11 protein-coding genes are annotated in these 15,088 nt (G+C 62.6%); 4 read left to right on the top strand and 7 right to left on the bottom strand.

From position 1 onward, the window contains the following. Positions 1–870: 870 nt before the first annotated feature. Positions 871–1,905, bottom strand: a complete 1,035-nt coding sequence (locus tag ACQPW1_RS30230; protein ID WP_433655174.1) for a transcriptional regulator — start codon at positions 1,903–1,905, stop codon at positions 871–873. 128 nt (positions 1,906–2,033) lie between these two features. Beyond that, on the bottom strand, positions 2,034–3,038 hold the full coding sequence (locus ACQPW1_RS30235) for a zinc-binding dehydrogenase (RefSeq protein ID WP_433655175.1): 1,005 nt from the start codon (positions 3,036–3,038) through the stop codon (positions 2,034–2,036). A 176-nt stretch (positions 3,039–3,214) separates the two neighbouring features. Here ACQPW1_RS30235 and ACQPW1_RS30240 point away from each other — a divergent pair, with 176 nt between their 5' ends. The 3 genes from ACQPW1_RS30240 (at position 3,215) to ACQPW1_RS30250 (ending at position 5,652) form a co-directional block, all read left to right on the top strand. After that, positions 3,215–3,649, top strand: a complete 435-nt coding sequence (locus ACQPW1_RS30240; protein WP_433655176.1) for a helix-turn-helix domain-containing protein — start codon at positions 3,215–3,217, stop codon at positions 3,647–3,649. Positions 3,650–3,750: 101 nt separating this feature from the next. Next, the gene (locus ACQPW1_RS30245) at positions 3,751–4,257 is read left to right on the top strand and encodes a hypothetical protein (RefSeq protein WP_433655177.1); all 507 of its coding nucleotides are present in this window, start codon (positions 3,751–3,753) and stop codon (positions 4,255–4,257) included. A gap of 213 nt (positions 4,258–4,470) precedes the next feature. Beyond that, positions 4,471–5,652 carry an MAB_1171c family putative transporter gene (locus ACQPW1_RS30250; protein ID WP_433655178.1) on the top strand — a complete coding sequence of 394 codons (1,182 nt, stop codon included), beginning with the start codon at positions 4,471–4,473 and terminating at the stop codon, positions 5,650–5,652. Here the strand turns inward: ACQPW1_RS30250 and ACQPW1_RS30255 are convergent. The 4 genes from ACQPW1_RS30255 to ACQPW1_RS30270 all read right to left on the bottom strand — a co-directional run bounded on the left by ACQPW1_RS30255 (position 5,636) and on the right by ACQPW1_RS30270 (position 11,113). Further along, positions 5,636–6,187 (bottom strand): GNAT family N-acetyltransferase, encoded by a 552-nt coding sequence (locus ACQPW1_RS30255; RefSeq protein ID WP_433655179.1) that lies wholly within the window; start codon positions 6,185–6,187, stop codon positions 5,636–5,638. The two genes, ACQPW1_RS30250 and ACQPW1_RS30255, sit on opposite strands and share 17 nt — an antisense overlap. 775 nt (positions 6,188–6,962) lie before the next feature. After that, complete coding sequence (locus ACQPW1_RS30260) at positions 6,963–7,739, bottom strand: transposase family protein (RefSeq protein WP_433655067.1); 777 nt, start codon at positions 7,737–7,739, stop codon at positions 6,963–6,965. A gap of 527 nt (positions 7,740–8,266) precedes the next feature. Next, complete coding sequence (locus ACQPW1_RS30265; RefSeq protein WP_433655180.1) at positions 8,267–8,668, bottom strand: hypothetical protein; 402 nt, start codon at positions 8,666–8,668, stop codon at positions 8,267–8,269. Between the two features lie 153 nt (positions 8,669–8,821). After that, complete coding sequence (locus tag ACQPW1_RS30270; protein ID WP_433655181.1) at positions 8,822–11,113, bottom strand: RHS repeat-associated core domain-containing protein; 2,292 nt, start codon at positions 11,111–11,113, stop codon at positions 8,822–8,824. A gap of 144 nt (positions 11,114–11,257) precedes the next feature. Between ACQPW1_RS30270 and ACQPW1_RS30275 the strand changes: the two genes are divergently transcribed. Then, positions 11,258–12,034 (top strand): transposase family protein, encoded by a 777-nt coding sequence (locus tag ACQPW1_RS30275; protein ID WP_433655067.1) that lies wholly within the window; start codon positions 11,258–11,260, stop codon positions 12,032–12,034. On the opposite strand, the gene ACQPW1_RS30280 is transcribed toward ACQPW1_RS30275, so the two are convergent. Beyond that, positions 11,996–14,974: a PA14 domain-containing protein gene (locus ACQPW1_RS30280; protein ID WP_433655182.1), complete on the bottom strand. Its 2,979-nt coding sequence runs from the start codon at positions 14,972–14,974 to the stop codon at positions 11,996–11,998. The genes ACQPW1_RS30275 and ACQPW1_RS30280 overlap by 39 nt on opposite strands. Positions 14,975–15,088 lie beyond the last annotated feature (114 nt).

Below are 15,088 nucleotides of genomic sequence, written 5' to 3' on the forward strand. Positions count from 1 at the left end.
GAACACCCATATACGGGCAATCGCCGGTTCTGGAAAACGATCGATTGTCACACTGTGGTAGCGATTTCAGTTCTCGATGTGAACAGCTCCCCGATGGCCTCGATATTCGCCATTGCAACCCGCCCTTCGTTGCACATCAAACGATACCAACCGGAAGTTGGTTGTCAACTGCGCAGCATGGGCGACAACAAGTTTCGTGAACATCGGAGGCGAGCTGTTCGATATCGAGACCATCGAGCTATAAGTCGAGCGACTTGTCGGAGATCAGGTCGTAGCGAGCATTTGATTTGCGGGATCTGTCCATTCACCGAGTTGTTCGTTCCCTACGCCACTTCGCGCCCGGGCACGAATTGCGCGGATGGGCATCGACGCGCGGCGCACGAGATCGGCCGTCGGGAAATGTGTCAACGGGTTCGCCTCGAACTCCGATATGCGGCCACTGCGTCCCAGGCATGTTCAACAGCCTAGGAAACCGGAGCGGCGGCTCCGATGAGGTGAGCACCCTTCTTTTAGGTAGTGCTGGCACCACCCCTCGGGATCGGCCCACGGCGCATCAGCGGCGATATGTCGGGGCCCCCGCAGCGGGGGTGGGGTGGACGCGCGGTATCGACACGCGCTCAGCCTTCTTGTCGGTGCCTGCCGCCGAAACCCGGTACACAGCAGGGCAGTTCGCTACCGACGATCTCGCACAGCTGTCCGTCCGAGTTCATCGTGACGGTGACAGCGTGGACGAGGCAGGAGGCCCGGCATCCGGCGTTGTCGAGGTCACTCCTGCCTCTGGTGTCGTCGATTACGACGAACCCAGATCTTCGGCCCGCCGAGAGGCGGCTGGAATACCGTGCGGGCCGGCCGTTCGTTTCCGCCGATCAGCTATCCAGGCGGATAATTCGCTGCCGCACTACCGCGTTTGACCAGCTCATCGGCCAATCGCGCCCAGTAGAATGCGTTTCGCTGTGCGATGCGAGCGATTGATGCGCTGCAGTGCGGGGGCACACTTGCGATGATATTCAACCAAGCCTTCTCATCCACAGGGTGCGAACCTATCAGGCGTAATAGCGCCTTACCTGAATCACTGAAACGCACAGCGGGGTCGTTCTGAACAGTACGAATGAGCTTATCCAATGCTTCGCCCCGACCCGGCGGCGAACCGGCGGCCGATGACACAGCTCCTTTCGGCGCAGGTACTTTCGGAGCCGGTACCACAGCGTCGCCGCGCGCCAGCCTGGCCTGTACGTCCCGGACTGTCGTCGGCGATACGCCGGCCTCTCGGGCTATTTCCCGCAACGAGGCATCCGGACGTTCGCTGATCAAGCGCGCGGCCCGTTCTCGCCCTCTGCCGACATCGAGAGGTCGCACCTTCCCATCGCGACCCACCCTCGTGTCCAACCGGGGAACTTCCTCGGTTGAACGGTTCCGAATCACGGCGACCGTCTTCGCGGCCAAGGCGGTGTTCGCCGCGATCGAACTGTCCGACCAGTGCGGATGAGTGACCAGTATGCGTTTGGCGGCAGCCTTGCGATCCGCAAGGGTCAGGGGCATACCGTGTGCTATGTTAGCCCGAACTGCGACCACAAACCCTTCTATCTCGTCGCCCTCGAAAAACACCACCGCGATATGACTGTCGCCACGCAATTCTGCGGCCCGCAACCGATGCACGCCATCGATCACGCACATCGACGAGCGATTTACAATAATCGGGGGCAGGCGCTCACCGATACCCGCCAAAACTTGGATGTGCTCAAGATTCACACCCCTGAGCCGTGGTGTGCCAGAAACTCTTATCGAACTCAACGGAACAGTTTCGACGATCGATGCTGTCGCAGTCGTTGTCGAGTCCTCCTCGACAGGCCTGCCGTCGGTCTGTACCGGAATATCAGAGTTACCACGCGGATCAATAATATTCATAAAAATCCCCCCTTCCGTCCATAGTCAGGACGGGCAGAAATGCGATCGGGGACCGGAACCAATGTTCAGGACCACCGAGTGTAGAGCTCCGAGCAAACGAGTCGAACTAATCTGATTCGTAACTACCCTCAGCCGTCGTCCCCTGCCCGGACGATCATCTTGCCGAGATTCTCGCCCCGCAGCATTCCTAGAAATGCCTCGACCATACGGTCGAATCCATCCACGATGGTGCGGACATCCTGTACCCGCCCGGCCAGGATGTGCGGGACGAGAAAATCTTCCAGCTCGTCCCGCACATCGTAGTAATCGCGGACCATGAACCCTTCCAACCTGATGCTCTTCTCGACCAGGTCGAACAGATTACGTGGCGCACACGGTGGCCGGGCCAGGTTGTTGTACTGCGCCACGGCGCCGCAAAAAGCGATCCTGCCACGCTCTCGCAGGGCATCGATGGCCGCTTCGAGGTGAGCACTACCGACATTGTCGAAGTAGACATCGATACCGGTCGGCGCGACCTGGGCAAGCTGGGCGGACACGTCACTGTTCCGGTAGTCGAACGCCGCGTCGAACCCGAGCTCGCTGATCAGATACTCCGCCTTGCGGGCCGACCCGGTGCTGCCGATGATCCGGTTCGCACCCAGCAAACGCGCGAATTGTCCCGCGGCGGAACCGACGCCACCGGCAGCGGCCGAGATGAATACGGTCTCACCCGGTTGCAGCCGGGCGATCCTGGTCAGTCCGACATAGGCCGTGAGGCCGGTGCCGCCGAGCAATCCCAGGTATTGGACAACATCCAGACCGTCGACGCCGGGCAGCACTCGAACGTCGGCCCCGTCGACCAGGGCATGCGTCCGCCAGGATTCCCGGTGCGACACCCAATCGCCTACTCGCAGCGTCGAATCTGCCGATTCGAGCACCCGGGCGAGCACCCGACCCGTCAAGAAGGCGTTGAGCTCCCAGCCGTCGTGCATGAGCTCGCGCATATACGGGTCCACGGAGAGGTAGACATTCTCCACAACCAACTGCCCTGGTCGTGGCGATCCGATTTCGAAGTCGATTTCGACGAAGTCGGCGGCAGTCGGGGCGCCGGTCGGCCGGGTCGCCAGCTGGATCGCCTTCGCCTTGATGGCCATGCCACCCTTGCCCCTTCTGCTGTCACTCGAACGGACTCCGGTCAACTGAGATGACCTGCAGTTCCCAGATAGATCATCTCAGCGGACGTTTGAATCGTTCCACGATCCCGACCGGCCGTCAACTCAGATGACTGATGCTTTATAATCTGACCACGACAGCGAACATGAGGTGACCCATGGGTACCAGAGACTCAACTCCGTCACTGGCTGTGAAGCTCGACAAGCTCTTCAAGTCTGTCCAGCCGCTCAGCAGGGAGTACACACATGAGGAGGTAGCCAAGGGTTGTACCGAACTAGGCGATGGGACCTTCTCCAAGACCTACGTCTGGCAGCTGCGCACCGGCCAGCGAGACAACCCCACCAAGCGACACCTCGAAGCACTGGCCGCCTTCTTCGGCGTACCGGTCGCATACTTCTTCGACGACGAGACCTCCGAACGGGTGGACTCACAGCTGGCATTGGTGGCCGCGCTGCGCAACGCCGACATTCGCAACATCACCCTCCGCGCGATGGAGCTCGACGACTCCGGCCGAAAGTCCATGGCCCGCATCATCGAGGAAATTACTCGAATGCAGCGGGCTACCGAACGGTTGCCGCCCGCATCAAGTTAATCGTTTTGGTACGGTATCGATAGTCCGACCGTGTCGAACAACCGAATGCCAAATGGGGTCAGATGTGGACCGTTAGGGGCGGCAGTCTACCGTTCAACGCATTGTCGCCATCGGCGATGCGCCGGGCAGCCAAGCAGAAGCTTGCTTCGCTGGAGATGCCGGCCTGTCGCGACATTTTCGAATTCGCGGATGCGCTGAGCGCCCAACGAGCCATTCCGCTGCATCTGCTGCCGGTCGCGATCCGCCCGTCGGATCCGTGCGGACTGTGGCTGTCCACCCCGGACGCCGACTTCATCGCCTACGAGGCCGCCGCGAGCCAACCGCATCAGCATCACATCATCGCTCACGAGCTCGGCCATATCATCTACGGGCACAAGGGAAGTCCCGCAACCAGCAGCGAGAGTTCCAAGCTGCTCTTCCCTGACCTGGACCCCGGCCTGGTGCTGGACATGCTCGGCCGAACAGGCTACTCGGAACGCCAGGAACAAGAGGCGGAGACCATAGCCTCGACCATTCACGACACCTTCCGTCGCCGACACTCCACTCGGATCGACGAGGCACCGATAGCCGACCAAATTCAGCTGCGGATCCGGCGATCACTCGGATAGTCGAGCGCGCAGCGGCACCTGCTCGAACCGACAATGATTACCAAGTTTGACATTTGAATGCAGCTCCATAAACATGGCCCGCGGTGATCACGCAACCCGCGCGATCGCCCCGGAACCAACTCGAACAGCTGTTCAATAATCGTTCACGTAAATTAACATTTTTCATACTCCGAGGGAACTTCGATAATTGTTCGATAGTGAAGCGGGGTGCTCGTGACCGAGTTCTTTATCGCCACGAGACCTGCACTCGCCGCCCTGTGTCTCGCCGCATTCATATATAAGCTCCTGAGCGCATCGAATATCCGACACGATCCGGCCACTATCGCGCTGCTGGCCTGCATCGCCTCCGAGGCGATCGGCTGGACCCTGACGATACCCAGCGTGAGTCAACGACTCGACCTGTGGCTGGGGCTGCCCAACCTGTCCGCTCTGCTGATGCGGCTCCTCGGCGCCGCCGTTCTGAGCCCGTCGCTGCTCGCCGCAGTGTTCACCTGGTCGAACCCGGCGGCCGAAGCCAGGCGCAAGACCAGCTTCGCCGTCGGTTACGGGCTCGCCGTCGGCACGGCCATGATCGGCCTGTGGATCGCTGCCGCAGTCGATACCAGGCACGACACCTTCCTCGTCCAGAATCTGAATCGCCCCTTGGTCGTCATCTACCTTGTTATCTACGAACTCGGGTTCGCGGCCGGGCTCGTCGCGCTGGTCCGCTTCAGCTGGTCCTACGCCCGGCGCGTCGATGACACCTGGTTGCGCCCGAGTCTTCGAATCATCGCCCTCGGGTCCGGCGGTTATCTCGTGGTCTGCATCAACCAGTTGATCTCCATACCCGCCCGGTTGCTGGGTTACGGCCACGTCCGCTGGGATGTGCTGACCGGGATCTCTATTCGCCTGGGTGTCGTGGGAATCGTGACGGGCCTGTTGCTGCCATCGATCGCGGCGCAGTCCGGTCAGGTGCGAACATGGTGGGGTCATCTGCGCTCGTTCCGCGCGCTCGACGACCTCTGGCAAGACTTCAACCAGGCATTCCCGGAGGTGAGCCTCTTCGACCACACACGCGCGTGGCGCTCGTATCTCAGTACCGAGGAACTGCACTATCTCCTGAGCAGGCGGGTCATCGAGATTCGAGACTGCTGGCGGGCACTGCGCCCCTACCTGTCCGACCACCCCCGAGACGCCCCCGAAGACATCAGTGCGCTCGCGGCCGCGGCCGCACGCTCGCTGCACACCGCCTTGGCGGCCAGGGCGGCCGGCGAACCCGCCGATGAAGAGTCGGGCGCCAGCCATCTGGAGCGACTGGAGGTCACCGACCTCGACGAGGACATCGAGTGGTTGACACAGGTGGGTCGCGCCTACTCGGCGATGCGACCGGGACGGCTCGTCACGACGACCGGGTAGTGGGAGGCGCGAGGCGCACTCCGTCAGCCCACGGCGCAAGCTTCTGGAAATAGACCATGTCCCACCACCGACCGGCGATATGTAGGTGCCCGCGGGACAGGCCGACTCGGTGGAATCCGTTCTTTTCCAGGGCTCGGCACGAACCGATATTGTCCTCGCGGACGAAAGCATCCACCCGGTGCAGACCCATCTTCCAAAACGCCATGTCCAGGCACTGCCCGATCGCCTCGGTCGCCACTCCCTTGCCGTTGACCTCCTCGGCGACCCAGTAGCCGATCACCGCGGAACTGGCGATACCGCGCTGCAGTCGCATGCTGAGCGCTCCGACCGCCTGTCCGGCCAGCTCGACCAGGCCGAACCAGTTGTCCGCACCGCCACGACCGGCGACGAGATCGCGCACCCAGGCCGCGTTCTCCTCATCCGAACTGTCACCCGTCGGCATCCAGCCGTACAGAAATTTCCTGTTACGCCGGATCAGTTCGGTCAGCGTCTCCTCATCTCGAACCTCGAGCTGCCGCAACCCCACAGAACCCATCAACGAATCCATCTTTCCCACGAACGTGCACTCTCCCCGTACGACCGGACGCCTATCGGTCCGACACGGCGGCAGGTCCTCTGCACTTCCGTAGGTGACCAGGACAAGGCCGACGGACTTCTCATCGCGGCGAGACATGCCGGGCAACCTATCACCCCGAGCCTATCGACACACCAGAGAGCGTCAGCCGTAGGAGGCCACACCGTCACCACATCGGACAGTCTGCGTTCAATGAGGCGAGTTGCATCGAGAGCGCGGCGCAGGACATCGTCAACCGGTCGGCCTGTGGCATTCCGGGAAAGCCCACACCCACGGCGGCAACGTCCAAGTACTTTCCGCGCCAACGGGATTGCCGCTGTGGGTCGGCGACGTCGAACCGGCTCGGTCCACGACATGCTCGCCGCTCGCGAGCGCGTGCTGGCCGCGCTGTGCTGGGCGGCATCGCAACTGGATCTGCCTGCGCTGGCCGACGGCGGCTACGAAGGCGCAGGGATCGGCGTGCATGCCCGACCAAGTAGCCCGCCGACGGCCGGGCCCTCGATACCGACAACCGCACCTACAACACCCCGCTGCGCGGGTTGCGTCGCCTGGGCGGACGCGGCTTCTCCGTGCTGGTCGGCCGCTGGCGCGCCCTTCGACACTTCACCTACAGCGCGACCGTTTGGCGTCCAGATCGGATCTGAATGCTGCCGCTGGTCGGCACGCATGCCTCGAATTCGATTGCGGCCGTAGAAATCGCAGGGTGGCGTGGCGGTTCGATCACACTGAGCCTTTTTCATCCTTGTCGGGCAGTCCGGATTTCGCGATCCTGTAGCACGTGGATGGCCTTGACCAGCTGTCCGGCTTTGTCGGGGCAGCAGCGGAGTTTCCGCAGCACCCGCCAGCTCTTGAGCTGGGCGTTGGCTCGTTCGCCGCAGCCGCGTAGTCGTGCGTGCGCGCGGTTGGCGGCCTTCTGGGATTCCGGCTTGTTCTTACCCTTGTACGGGGTCAGCAGCGCGGTAGCGCCTTGATATCCCTTGTCCGCCAAGGTGATCCAGCCAGCGGCCTCGAGTTCGTGGCAGATCCGCCAGATCCAGGCCGCCTTCAGATCGTGCACGCTGCCGGGCAACGCGCCCGATACCCACGCGATGTCACCGTCAGGTGTCGCGATCACCTGCACGTTCATGCCGTGGTGGCGGTGTTTGCCCGAGTAGAACGGCCGATCCGCGGCCACTCGGTCGATAGCGATCAGCGTGCCATCCAGGATCAGGTAGGCATGTCCGTCAGTCCTGGCTTGCCGCAACGCCTTCCGCAGACCCACAGCACGCCCGGCCAGCAGTTCCACGGTTTCCTCGACATACCGCCACGCCGTCGTAGTCGACACCCCGAACCCGGCTCCCAGATCACCGAAAGTTTCGCCTTTACGCAGGTAAGCCAGCACCAGCAACACCTGCCGGCCCGGGTTCAACCGCCGCCACACCGACCCGATCGCGCCACGGTGTCGCCGGATCACCCCGGCCACGTAGTCGAGGGTCTGACGTGACAACGGCAGCGCGGCACGGTAGAAAAGCATCGAAGCCCTTGGTGTTCGGAGGTTGTGGTAAACAACCGATCTACCAGGGGCTTCGCCATACGTCCAGTCGAACTACCTTGCAGGGCAACAGATCCCGCAGTCCCGCATCAAGCAGGATGAAAAAGGCTCACTGAAGTGATCTCACCAACTCTCAATCGATTCGGCCGTGTTCGAAATAGGTGAGGACGAGTGCGGCTTTGACGATGGTGCCGATTTCGGTTGGGCTGCAGAGCAGCATGGCCGGGTGCCGTCACCGTCCGGCTCGATCTGCGCAGCATCCATATCAGCCTCGACGGTGAGGTGATCCGAGCCCTCGGATCCGTCTACTGACCGAAGACCTCCAGCACCAACGAGCCGAGATCATCTCAACGTCAGCCGTCACCACCTGACCGACGGGCCCGACAAGCCCGAACCGAGGACTCCCGTGGAAAAGCTGGGCGGACCGGCGGGTACCCCATGCTCAAACCCGCCGGCCCACGCGCCACAAACGAAAGTGGGCTAGACCAATTACGTGACCGCCGACAATGTTATTGATCTGGTTCCACCCCTGGGGGGTAGCACCAGTGGGCATCCTCGGCCGAACCGAAGTTGCCGTTCTCGTCCACGGTAATCGCAGTAAGCTCACCATCCGACTTAACCAGCCACGCGAGCACCTCCTCAGCCGGAGGTTTCTCCTGTCCCCAAGAAAGATCACGGACCCGCCACCCCGCACCGGGCAGCGCCGCGATTACACGGTTCGCCCGTTCGAGATGCGAGAAGTCGGGGTAATCCGTGATCAAGCGCCGGACTCCACGTTCAGCATCGACAACTAGCGCGGTTCCCGTCGATGTATCCCATGCATCCACCTCTACCGACCGGCCTACGAGCGTATCGGTTCCAGTGAAGATGGCGATCCAGCCCGTTGGCGTGAAGCTCTGAATATTCGACACGCTAGACATTATCCCCTACTGCTTATAGAGAAATTGGCGGCATCCGACTTCTGTGACGCCCGACTGCTATGTGTCTCATTCTGTCGCCGAGTTCCCATCGCTACCCTTTCTTCTTGAACTGAACAATAGTTATCTTCATTTGAAATAGTCCCACTAGACCGGAAAAGCGGTTATGACTTTTCCGGTGACCTCGTCCACAACTACGCGAACACCGGTCAAGTCGCCGCCTCCGTTCGCGGGGCCCGCCTTTCCGGTCTTTTGGCCGAAGTCCCATTCATAAACCAATCCTTCTCGAGGCTGCCCGGTTTTAGGGTCCGGAGTATTCTTTTTAGGGGTTGCCCGTTGAAGAGTATCGTAGATTTTCTTTATTACCTTATCTTCTTTGCCCGTAAAGATACTCGACTCCTCATCGACCTCATCCCCGAGGGGACGGTGGCGGGCCTTAATGTGACCCCAAACTTCGTCGGTTAATGGCGACTCTGCCGTTTTTTCTCCTCCAGCGGCAGCATCGCCAGCTTCCGCCGCGGCCCAGATGCCTATGATGACGGCACCAGCTCCGAGAGCCGCGAGACCCGCCCACCCGAGCGGACCGGCGCCCACCAGGGGCGGTATGGCCGGCGCCACGGCGCACGTGGGGCATCTGCCGCTGAGGTCCAGGCTATTGATCGGGTCGCCATTGACATAGTCGTAAGCGTTTGCTGACCCGCCGGATACGGGATCGGCTTGCAGGAACCGGCCGAGGATGGGGAGGTAGGTGCGGGCTCCCATCTCGAGGGCTTGTTGGCTGGCGATGTGTTCGATGGGGACGGTGTGTTGGCCGAGGTAGCCGAAGTCCATGCCGCCTTCGGCGGTGGCGGGGATCGGGATGTCACCGATGGCGCCGGAGGCGGGGTCGATGTTTTGGCCGTAGGGGTCGTAGAGGTGGAGTGTGCCGGTGCGAGTGGCAGTGTGGTCGGCGGTGAGCAGGATATCGCCGTGGATGTTGGGGTAGGACCAGTTGGCGGTTTTGGTGTCGGTGTAGCTCTTAGTGAGCAGAGCACCTCCGGGCAGTTTCAGCACCCGTTGCCGCAGTGTTCCGGAATCGTCGAGGACGAAATCGGGGCCGCCGGCGTTGGAGGTGAAACCGTAGCGGGTGACTTGTGCGGGTTTGGCGTTGTCGCGGACGGTTCGCGTGGTGATGCGGTCGGTGACGTCGCGGGTGTAGACGACGGAGCGTCCGGCCGCGGTGGTGGTGGAGATGTGTCGGAGGGTGGAGTCGTATCCGAGGGTGTCGGTACCGATTTTGGTGGCGTTGCCGTAGGTGTCGTAGGTGAATGACAGGGTGGTGGCCCCGTTGGTGGATAGCAGCCGGTCGGCGTCGTCATAGCAGTAGTTGGTGGTGACCGGTGGGGCACCGTTGAAGCTGTCGGTGAAGGCGGTGCGGTTGGTGTTGGACCCTGCTTTCTTGTTCGGCCCGCAGCCGTTGTCGCCGGCGAAGCTGTAGGTGAGCTTGTGGTGGGGCACGGCGGCAGCGACCAGGCGGCCGACACTGTCGTAGGTGTAGGAGTTGTTGTAGGTGGTGCCGGCATTGGCTGTGTCGGTGATGGTTTCGTCGGTGATGCGTTGGTCACGGGATCGGGTGCCCGTACTGGCGACGGTGGAGCCGGAGACCTTCCATGAGAGTCCGGTCGTTGAGCCGGCGGCGTTGTGGGTGATCGCGAGGTTGGATCCGTTGCCGTAGGCGACTTTGTCCAGGATTCCCGCGTTGTAGCCCGGGGTTGCGACCCCGGCCCCGTCAAGGTCCAGGCCGGTCAGTCGGGACGCGTCATCCCAGTGGTAGTTCAGGGTGGAGGTAGCCGCCTTGACCGAAGTGGTTTCGCTGATTTTGCGCCCGGCAGGGTCGTAGGCGTTGGTGGTGGTGACCGCGCCTGCGTCGGTGTAGGACACGGTCTGGCCGAGCAGGTCGATCGTGGTGGTGGTCGATCCGCTGTTGTCGCTGACCTTCAGTTTCAGCGGGTTGCCGTCGACGGCGTAGTCGTAGGTGATGGTGCGGGCCGGTTTGTCACCCATCGCCGGGAACGACTTCTCGACAATGCGGTCGCGGGCGTCGTAGCTCACACACGACCAGGGCTCCGTGTTGGTGCGGGCAGCGACAAGACGACCTGCGCCGTCGTACACCGACTCGACCGCGTTGGCTGATCCGTCCGAGTTCTTGGGTCCCCGAACGGTTTTGACCATGCCGCCCTGGTTGGCAGCTGCGGAGTTCGATTGACAAGGGTTCGAGCGGGTTTCGCGGTCCCCGTAGTAGGTGACAGTGCCGCGCTTGTCGGCATTGGTGAGGTCACCGCCAGGCAGGGCTGCGGCCAGTTGGCGCAGATAGCCTTGGCCGGGCTTTTCGATCAGCGTCCGGCCGGTCAGGTTGATGCCGCCCGGGTCTCCGGTTTTGGACACTGCCAGTCCGAGCACGGGGTCGATCCCATTGAGCCTTTTTCATCCTGCTTGATGCGGGACTGCGGGATCTGTTGCCCTGCAGGGTAGTTCGACTGGACGTATGGCGAAGCCCCTGGTAGATCGGTTGTTTACCACAACCTCCGAACACCAAGGGCTTCGATGCTTTTCTACCGTGCCGCGCTGCCGTTGTCACGTCAGACCCTCGACTACGTGGCCGGGGTGATCCGGCGACACCGTGGCGCGATCGGGTCGGTGTGGCGGCGGTTGAACCCGGGCCGGCAGGTGTTGCTGGTGCTGGCTTACCTGCGTAAAGGCGAAACTTTCGGTGATCTGGGAGCCGGGTTCGGGGTGTCGACTACGACGGCGTGGCGGTATGTCGAGGAAACCGTGGAACTGCTGGCCGGGCGTGCTGTGGGTCTGCGGAAGGCGTTGCGGCAAGCCAGGACTGACGGACATGCCTACCTGATCCTGGATGGCACGCTGATCGCTATCGACCGAGTGGCCGCGGATCGGCCGTTCTACTCGGGCAAACACCGCCACCACGGCATGAACGTGCAGGTGATCGCGACACCTGACGGTGACATCGCGTGGGTATCGGGCGCGTTGCCCGGCAGCGTGCACGATCTGAAGGCGGCCTGGATCTGGCGGATCTGCCACGAACTCGAGGCCGCTGGCTGGATCACCTTGGCGGACAAGGGATATCAAGGCGCTACCGCGCTGCTGACCCCGTACAAGGGTAAGAACAAGCCGGAATCCCAGAAGGCCGCCAACCGCGCGCACGCACGACTACGCGGCTGCGGCGAACGAGCCAACGCCCAGCTCAAGAGCTGGCGGGTGCTGCGGAAACTCCGCTGCTGCCCCGACAAAGCCGGACAGCTGGTCAAGGCCATCCACGTGCTACAGGATCGCGAAATCCGGACTGCCCGACAAGGATGAAAAAGGCTCATTGTTGGGGTCTGAGTAACTTGTCTCGAGTTTCTTCGCGGGCGCGCGTTCGGTGTCGCCGCCGGAGGTGTTCTCAGCGATCTGGTCGGTTTGGAGACCGTAGCGGGGTGCCAGGCTCTGCCCTGGCACTGTGACAGCGGATCCAGCGCCCGGGGGTTTCCAGGTGAAATCGAGTGCCCCGGTTTTGCCACTGCGGTTGTAGTAGTCGACCCGAACACGATGCCAACTACCGGCTGTGGTGTTGGTGTAGGTGCCCGGGACAGCGGTGGCGGCCTTATCGGTCCAGCTGTCCACGATGAGCACGTCATCGATCCACACCCGGACACCATCGACGACGGTGAACCCGAGTGCATAGTCGCCGGTCGCGGGGAACTTGATTTCGCCGGTGAATCGGCCAGACCAGCCGCCCTTGTTCGCGACCGGCGGGGTCGATCCCCAGCTACGTTTCAGACTGCCGTCGGCGGAGCCGACACCGGTCGCCCAGTCTTTCGGGACTCCGGAAGTGAACGGGTTGTCGTAGTAGGCGGCCTCCAACCCGGCCAGATTCTTGTCGTACCGAGTATTGGTGTGGGGCATCGTGTTCGCGCACTGCGGGGTCGGCAACTGGCCGGTGAAACAGGCCGCCGGAGCCGGACCATAACTGTCGGTCGGCCGGTCCGCGTGGTCGTAGATCACCGTCGAGCGGCGACCGGTCGAGTCAATCGTGGCTGTTCGCTGGTCTTTCGCGTTCCATTCGCTGCGGACGGTGTCGCCAACAGCGTTAGTCGAGGCAAGAAGGCGACCAGCATCGTCCCAGGTAACAGTGTTTTCCGGTGGCGAGTTGAGCCCGCCGATCCCGTCGACGTTGACGATCGCTTGCCTGCCGCCGATGTCGTAGCCGTAATAGTGGGTGGGCCGTTTGCCCAGGTAACCGCCATCGGGGGACGGTCCGGTGACAGCGACAGCACGCAGGCGTTCGGGCACCCCCGGCTCTTCGACGAACTTTTTGTACTGGATCGCCGTGTGTACGAGCGCCTGGGAGGGGAACTGTTGGATCGAAGCCCAGTCGTGGCCCAGGTTGCCGCGGACAAAGCTCAATGGCCCGATACTGGCGAGGAGTTCTTGGCGTTTGATCTCGCTGCTGGTCTTGCGGTATTCCTTCTGGACTTCGGCGAGGTTGGTGTAGCTGAAGTCCTGCATGGCCGCGCCGGGGTTCTCGATCCGAGCGAGAACGTTCAGCAGATACCACAGCCGGGTCTCGGTGCCGTCCCAATAGGTGATGCGGCACAACTGTTGTGCGGGTGCGGAGTTGGCCCCCGAGGGGAGCGGCACTCCGCCGTAGCAGCTATCGCTGCCGTTGGTGTTGTAGTGCAGGGTGTGCGAGCGCCCCGATACCGGGTCGACGATCTCGGTCAGCCGTGCCGGGGAACCGCTGTAGCGGTACTGCAACGACGCGGGTTTCTTGCTGTCGAGCACGGTCGAGACTTCTGCGAGGGTGCCGTCGGCATGAAACAGCGACACCACACCGTTCTCGGAGACCGACAGCCGACCCTTGGTATCGAAGGCCACCACCCCATCGCGGTCCGGCGGTGCGCGATAACCACCGGCAGTCTTGGCCCAGCTGTGTTTGCCGCCCGCACCGTCGGTGAGCACCACCGCGCCGTCGAGCATCGCGGCGTGGCTGTATTCGCTGGCCGGCATCGACAACGTCCAACCCGCAGGCAACGGCGGCGGATCAGCGGGATAGAGCCACTGGGCCGGCACGATCCGGGGCCCCAGATTATGTATGCGCAGACCACCTGCGGCGCCCTGGGTGCTCTTGACCCACAACACCATCGCCGGCGGATCAGCGGAATGGTTATATAGCTCGACCTTGATCGGCACCCGCTGACCAGCGGCCAGCGTCACCTCGTCGGCACGTTTCGGACCGGCCTCGGTGAACTTGTCATAGAAGATGCCCCCGGCCTCAGGGTTGTTGTAGACCAGCCGATCGCCGGCCCAGATCTTCGCTCCGGGGGTGTGCGCGCCCGCGAAGCGGTAATCGCCGTCGACCGGGGCTTGAAAATAGCCCTCCCACCGGATCACGTACCAGTCGTCGGCCAGACCGGGCGGTAGCGGGTCTCGGTTGGTCTCGTCGTTCCATTTGTTACCCCAAAACAGGTCCACCTCAGATTCGGTGCGCACCAGCACCGGAACGTCACCGGGGACCCCGTTGTGGGCGGGATCGTTGAAATAAGAGGCCCGCACACCCCGGGCTTCACCTTGGCGTGAGTTGTAGGCGAACGTCACCCCCGCGGGCCCACCCAGCGCCGAGAAGGTCGGACCTGCGGCATCGAGACGGACGTTGCCGTTGAACAAGTTCACTGTCACCGGCCCCAGCGAATCGGTCGGGGTCGGTTTCGGATCACCCGTGCGCTGATCGATGGTGAAATGACCGACCCAGCTCGCCGGTGTCGGTGTCTGCGCACCCTTGGCGACGGTCTCGACGGTCCAGGTGTATCGGCCCCCGTTCGCCACCACATTTCGCGGTACCGTCCACTGCGGTTCCGGCAGACACCCCGACTGCGCCACGCTGCCGGTGCGGCCGTCGAAACCGGTCGACACCTTGAAGCAAAACTTCGTGCCTTCCGCAGCGCCGGTCACGGCGACCTTCAACATGGGTGTCTCGGAAGCCAGAATGGCGTCATCGGCTGGGGCGACCAGCACCGTCTTCAGATCCTCCTGCGCCCGCTGCCGCGGACCCGCACCAGGGCTGTCGACCGCCCGAGCGCGCGCCAACGGCACGAAATCGGCGTCGGGCAGAGGAGGCTCCGGTTCGAGCTCGAGCTTCGAGGACGGGCCACCCCCTGAGGCCAGCAACGGCACGGCCCGCGGCTTCAACGGAGCCGCCGCACTCGGCGGCGACACCATTATCTGCGCCAATGTCGCGACCAGCAGAATTGACAGCGCCACCGCGCACAAGCGATACCAATTAGGAAGGAACCAACGCATCGAGGCGTCGCACTGACGATATTTCATCACACTCCACAATCCCCGAGCCCATAGGCGGGCAGCGTAAATCTGACA

The sequence above is a fragment of the Nocardia sp. CA-128927 genome, assembly GCF_050955855.1.
Classification (GTDB): domain Bacteria; phylum Actinomycetota; class Actinomycetes; order Mycobacteriales; family Mycobacteriaceae; genus Nocardia.

Bases quoted from the DNA above. Each gene is read 5' to 3' on its own strand.
- ACQPW1_RS30230 (WP_433655174.1), bottom strand. From the start codon at position 1,905: ATGAATATTATTGATCCGCGTGGTAACTCTGATATTCCGGTACAGACC.
- ACQPW1_RS30235 (WP_433655175.1), bottom strand. From the start codon at position 3,038: ATGGCCATCAAGGCGAAGGCGATCCAGCTGGCGACCCGGCCGACCGGC.
- ACQPW1_RS30240 (WP_433655176.1), top strand. From the start codon at position 3,215: ATGGGTACCAGAGACTCAACTCCGTCACTGGCTGTGAAGCTCGACAAG.
- ACQPW1_RS30255 (WP_433655179.1), bottom strand. From the start codon at position 6,187: ATGGGTTCTGTGGGGTTGCGGCAGCTCGAGGTTCGAGATGAGGAGACG.
- ACQPW1_RS30260 (WP_433655067.1), bottom strand. From the start codon at position 7,739: ATGCTTTTCTACCGTGCCGCGCTGCCGTTGTCACGTCAGACCCTCGAC.
- ACQPW1_RS30275 (WP_433655067.1), top strand. From the start codon at position 11,258: ATGCTTTTCTACCGTGCCGCGCTGCCGTTGTCACGTCAGACCCTCGAC.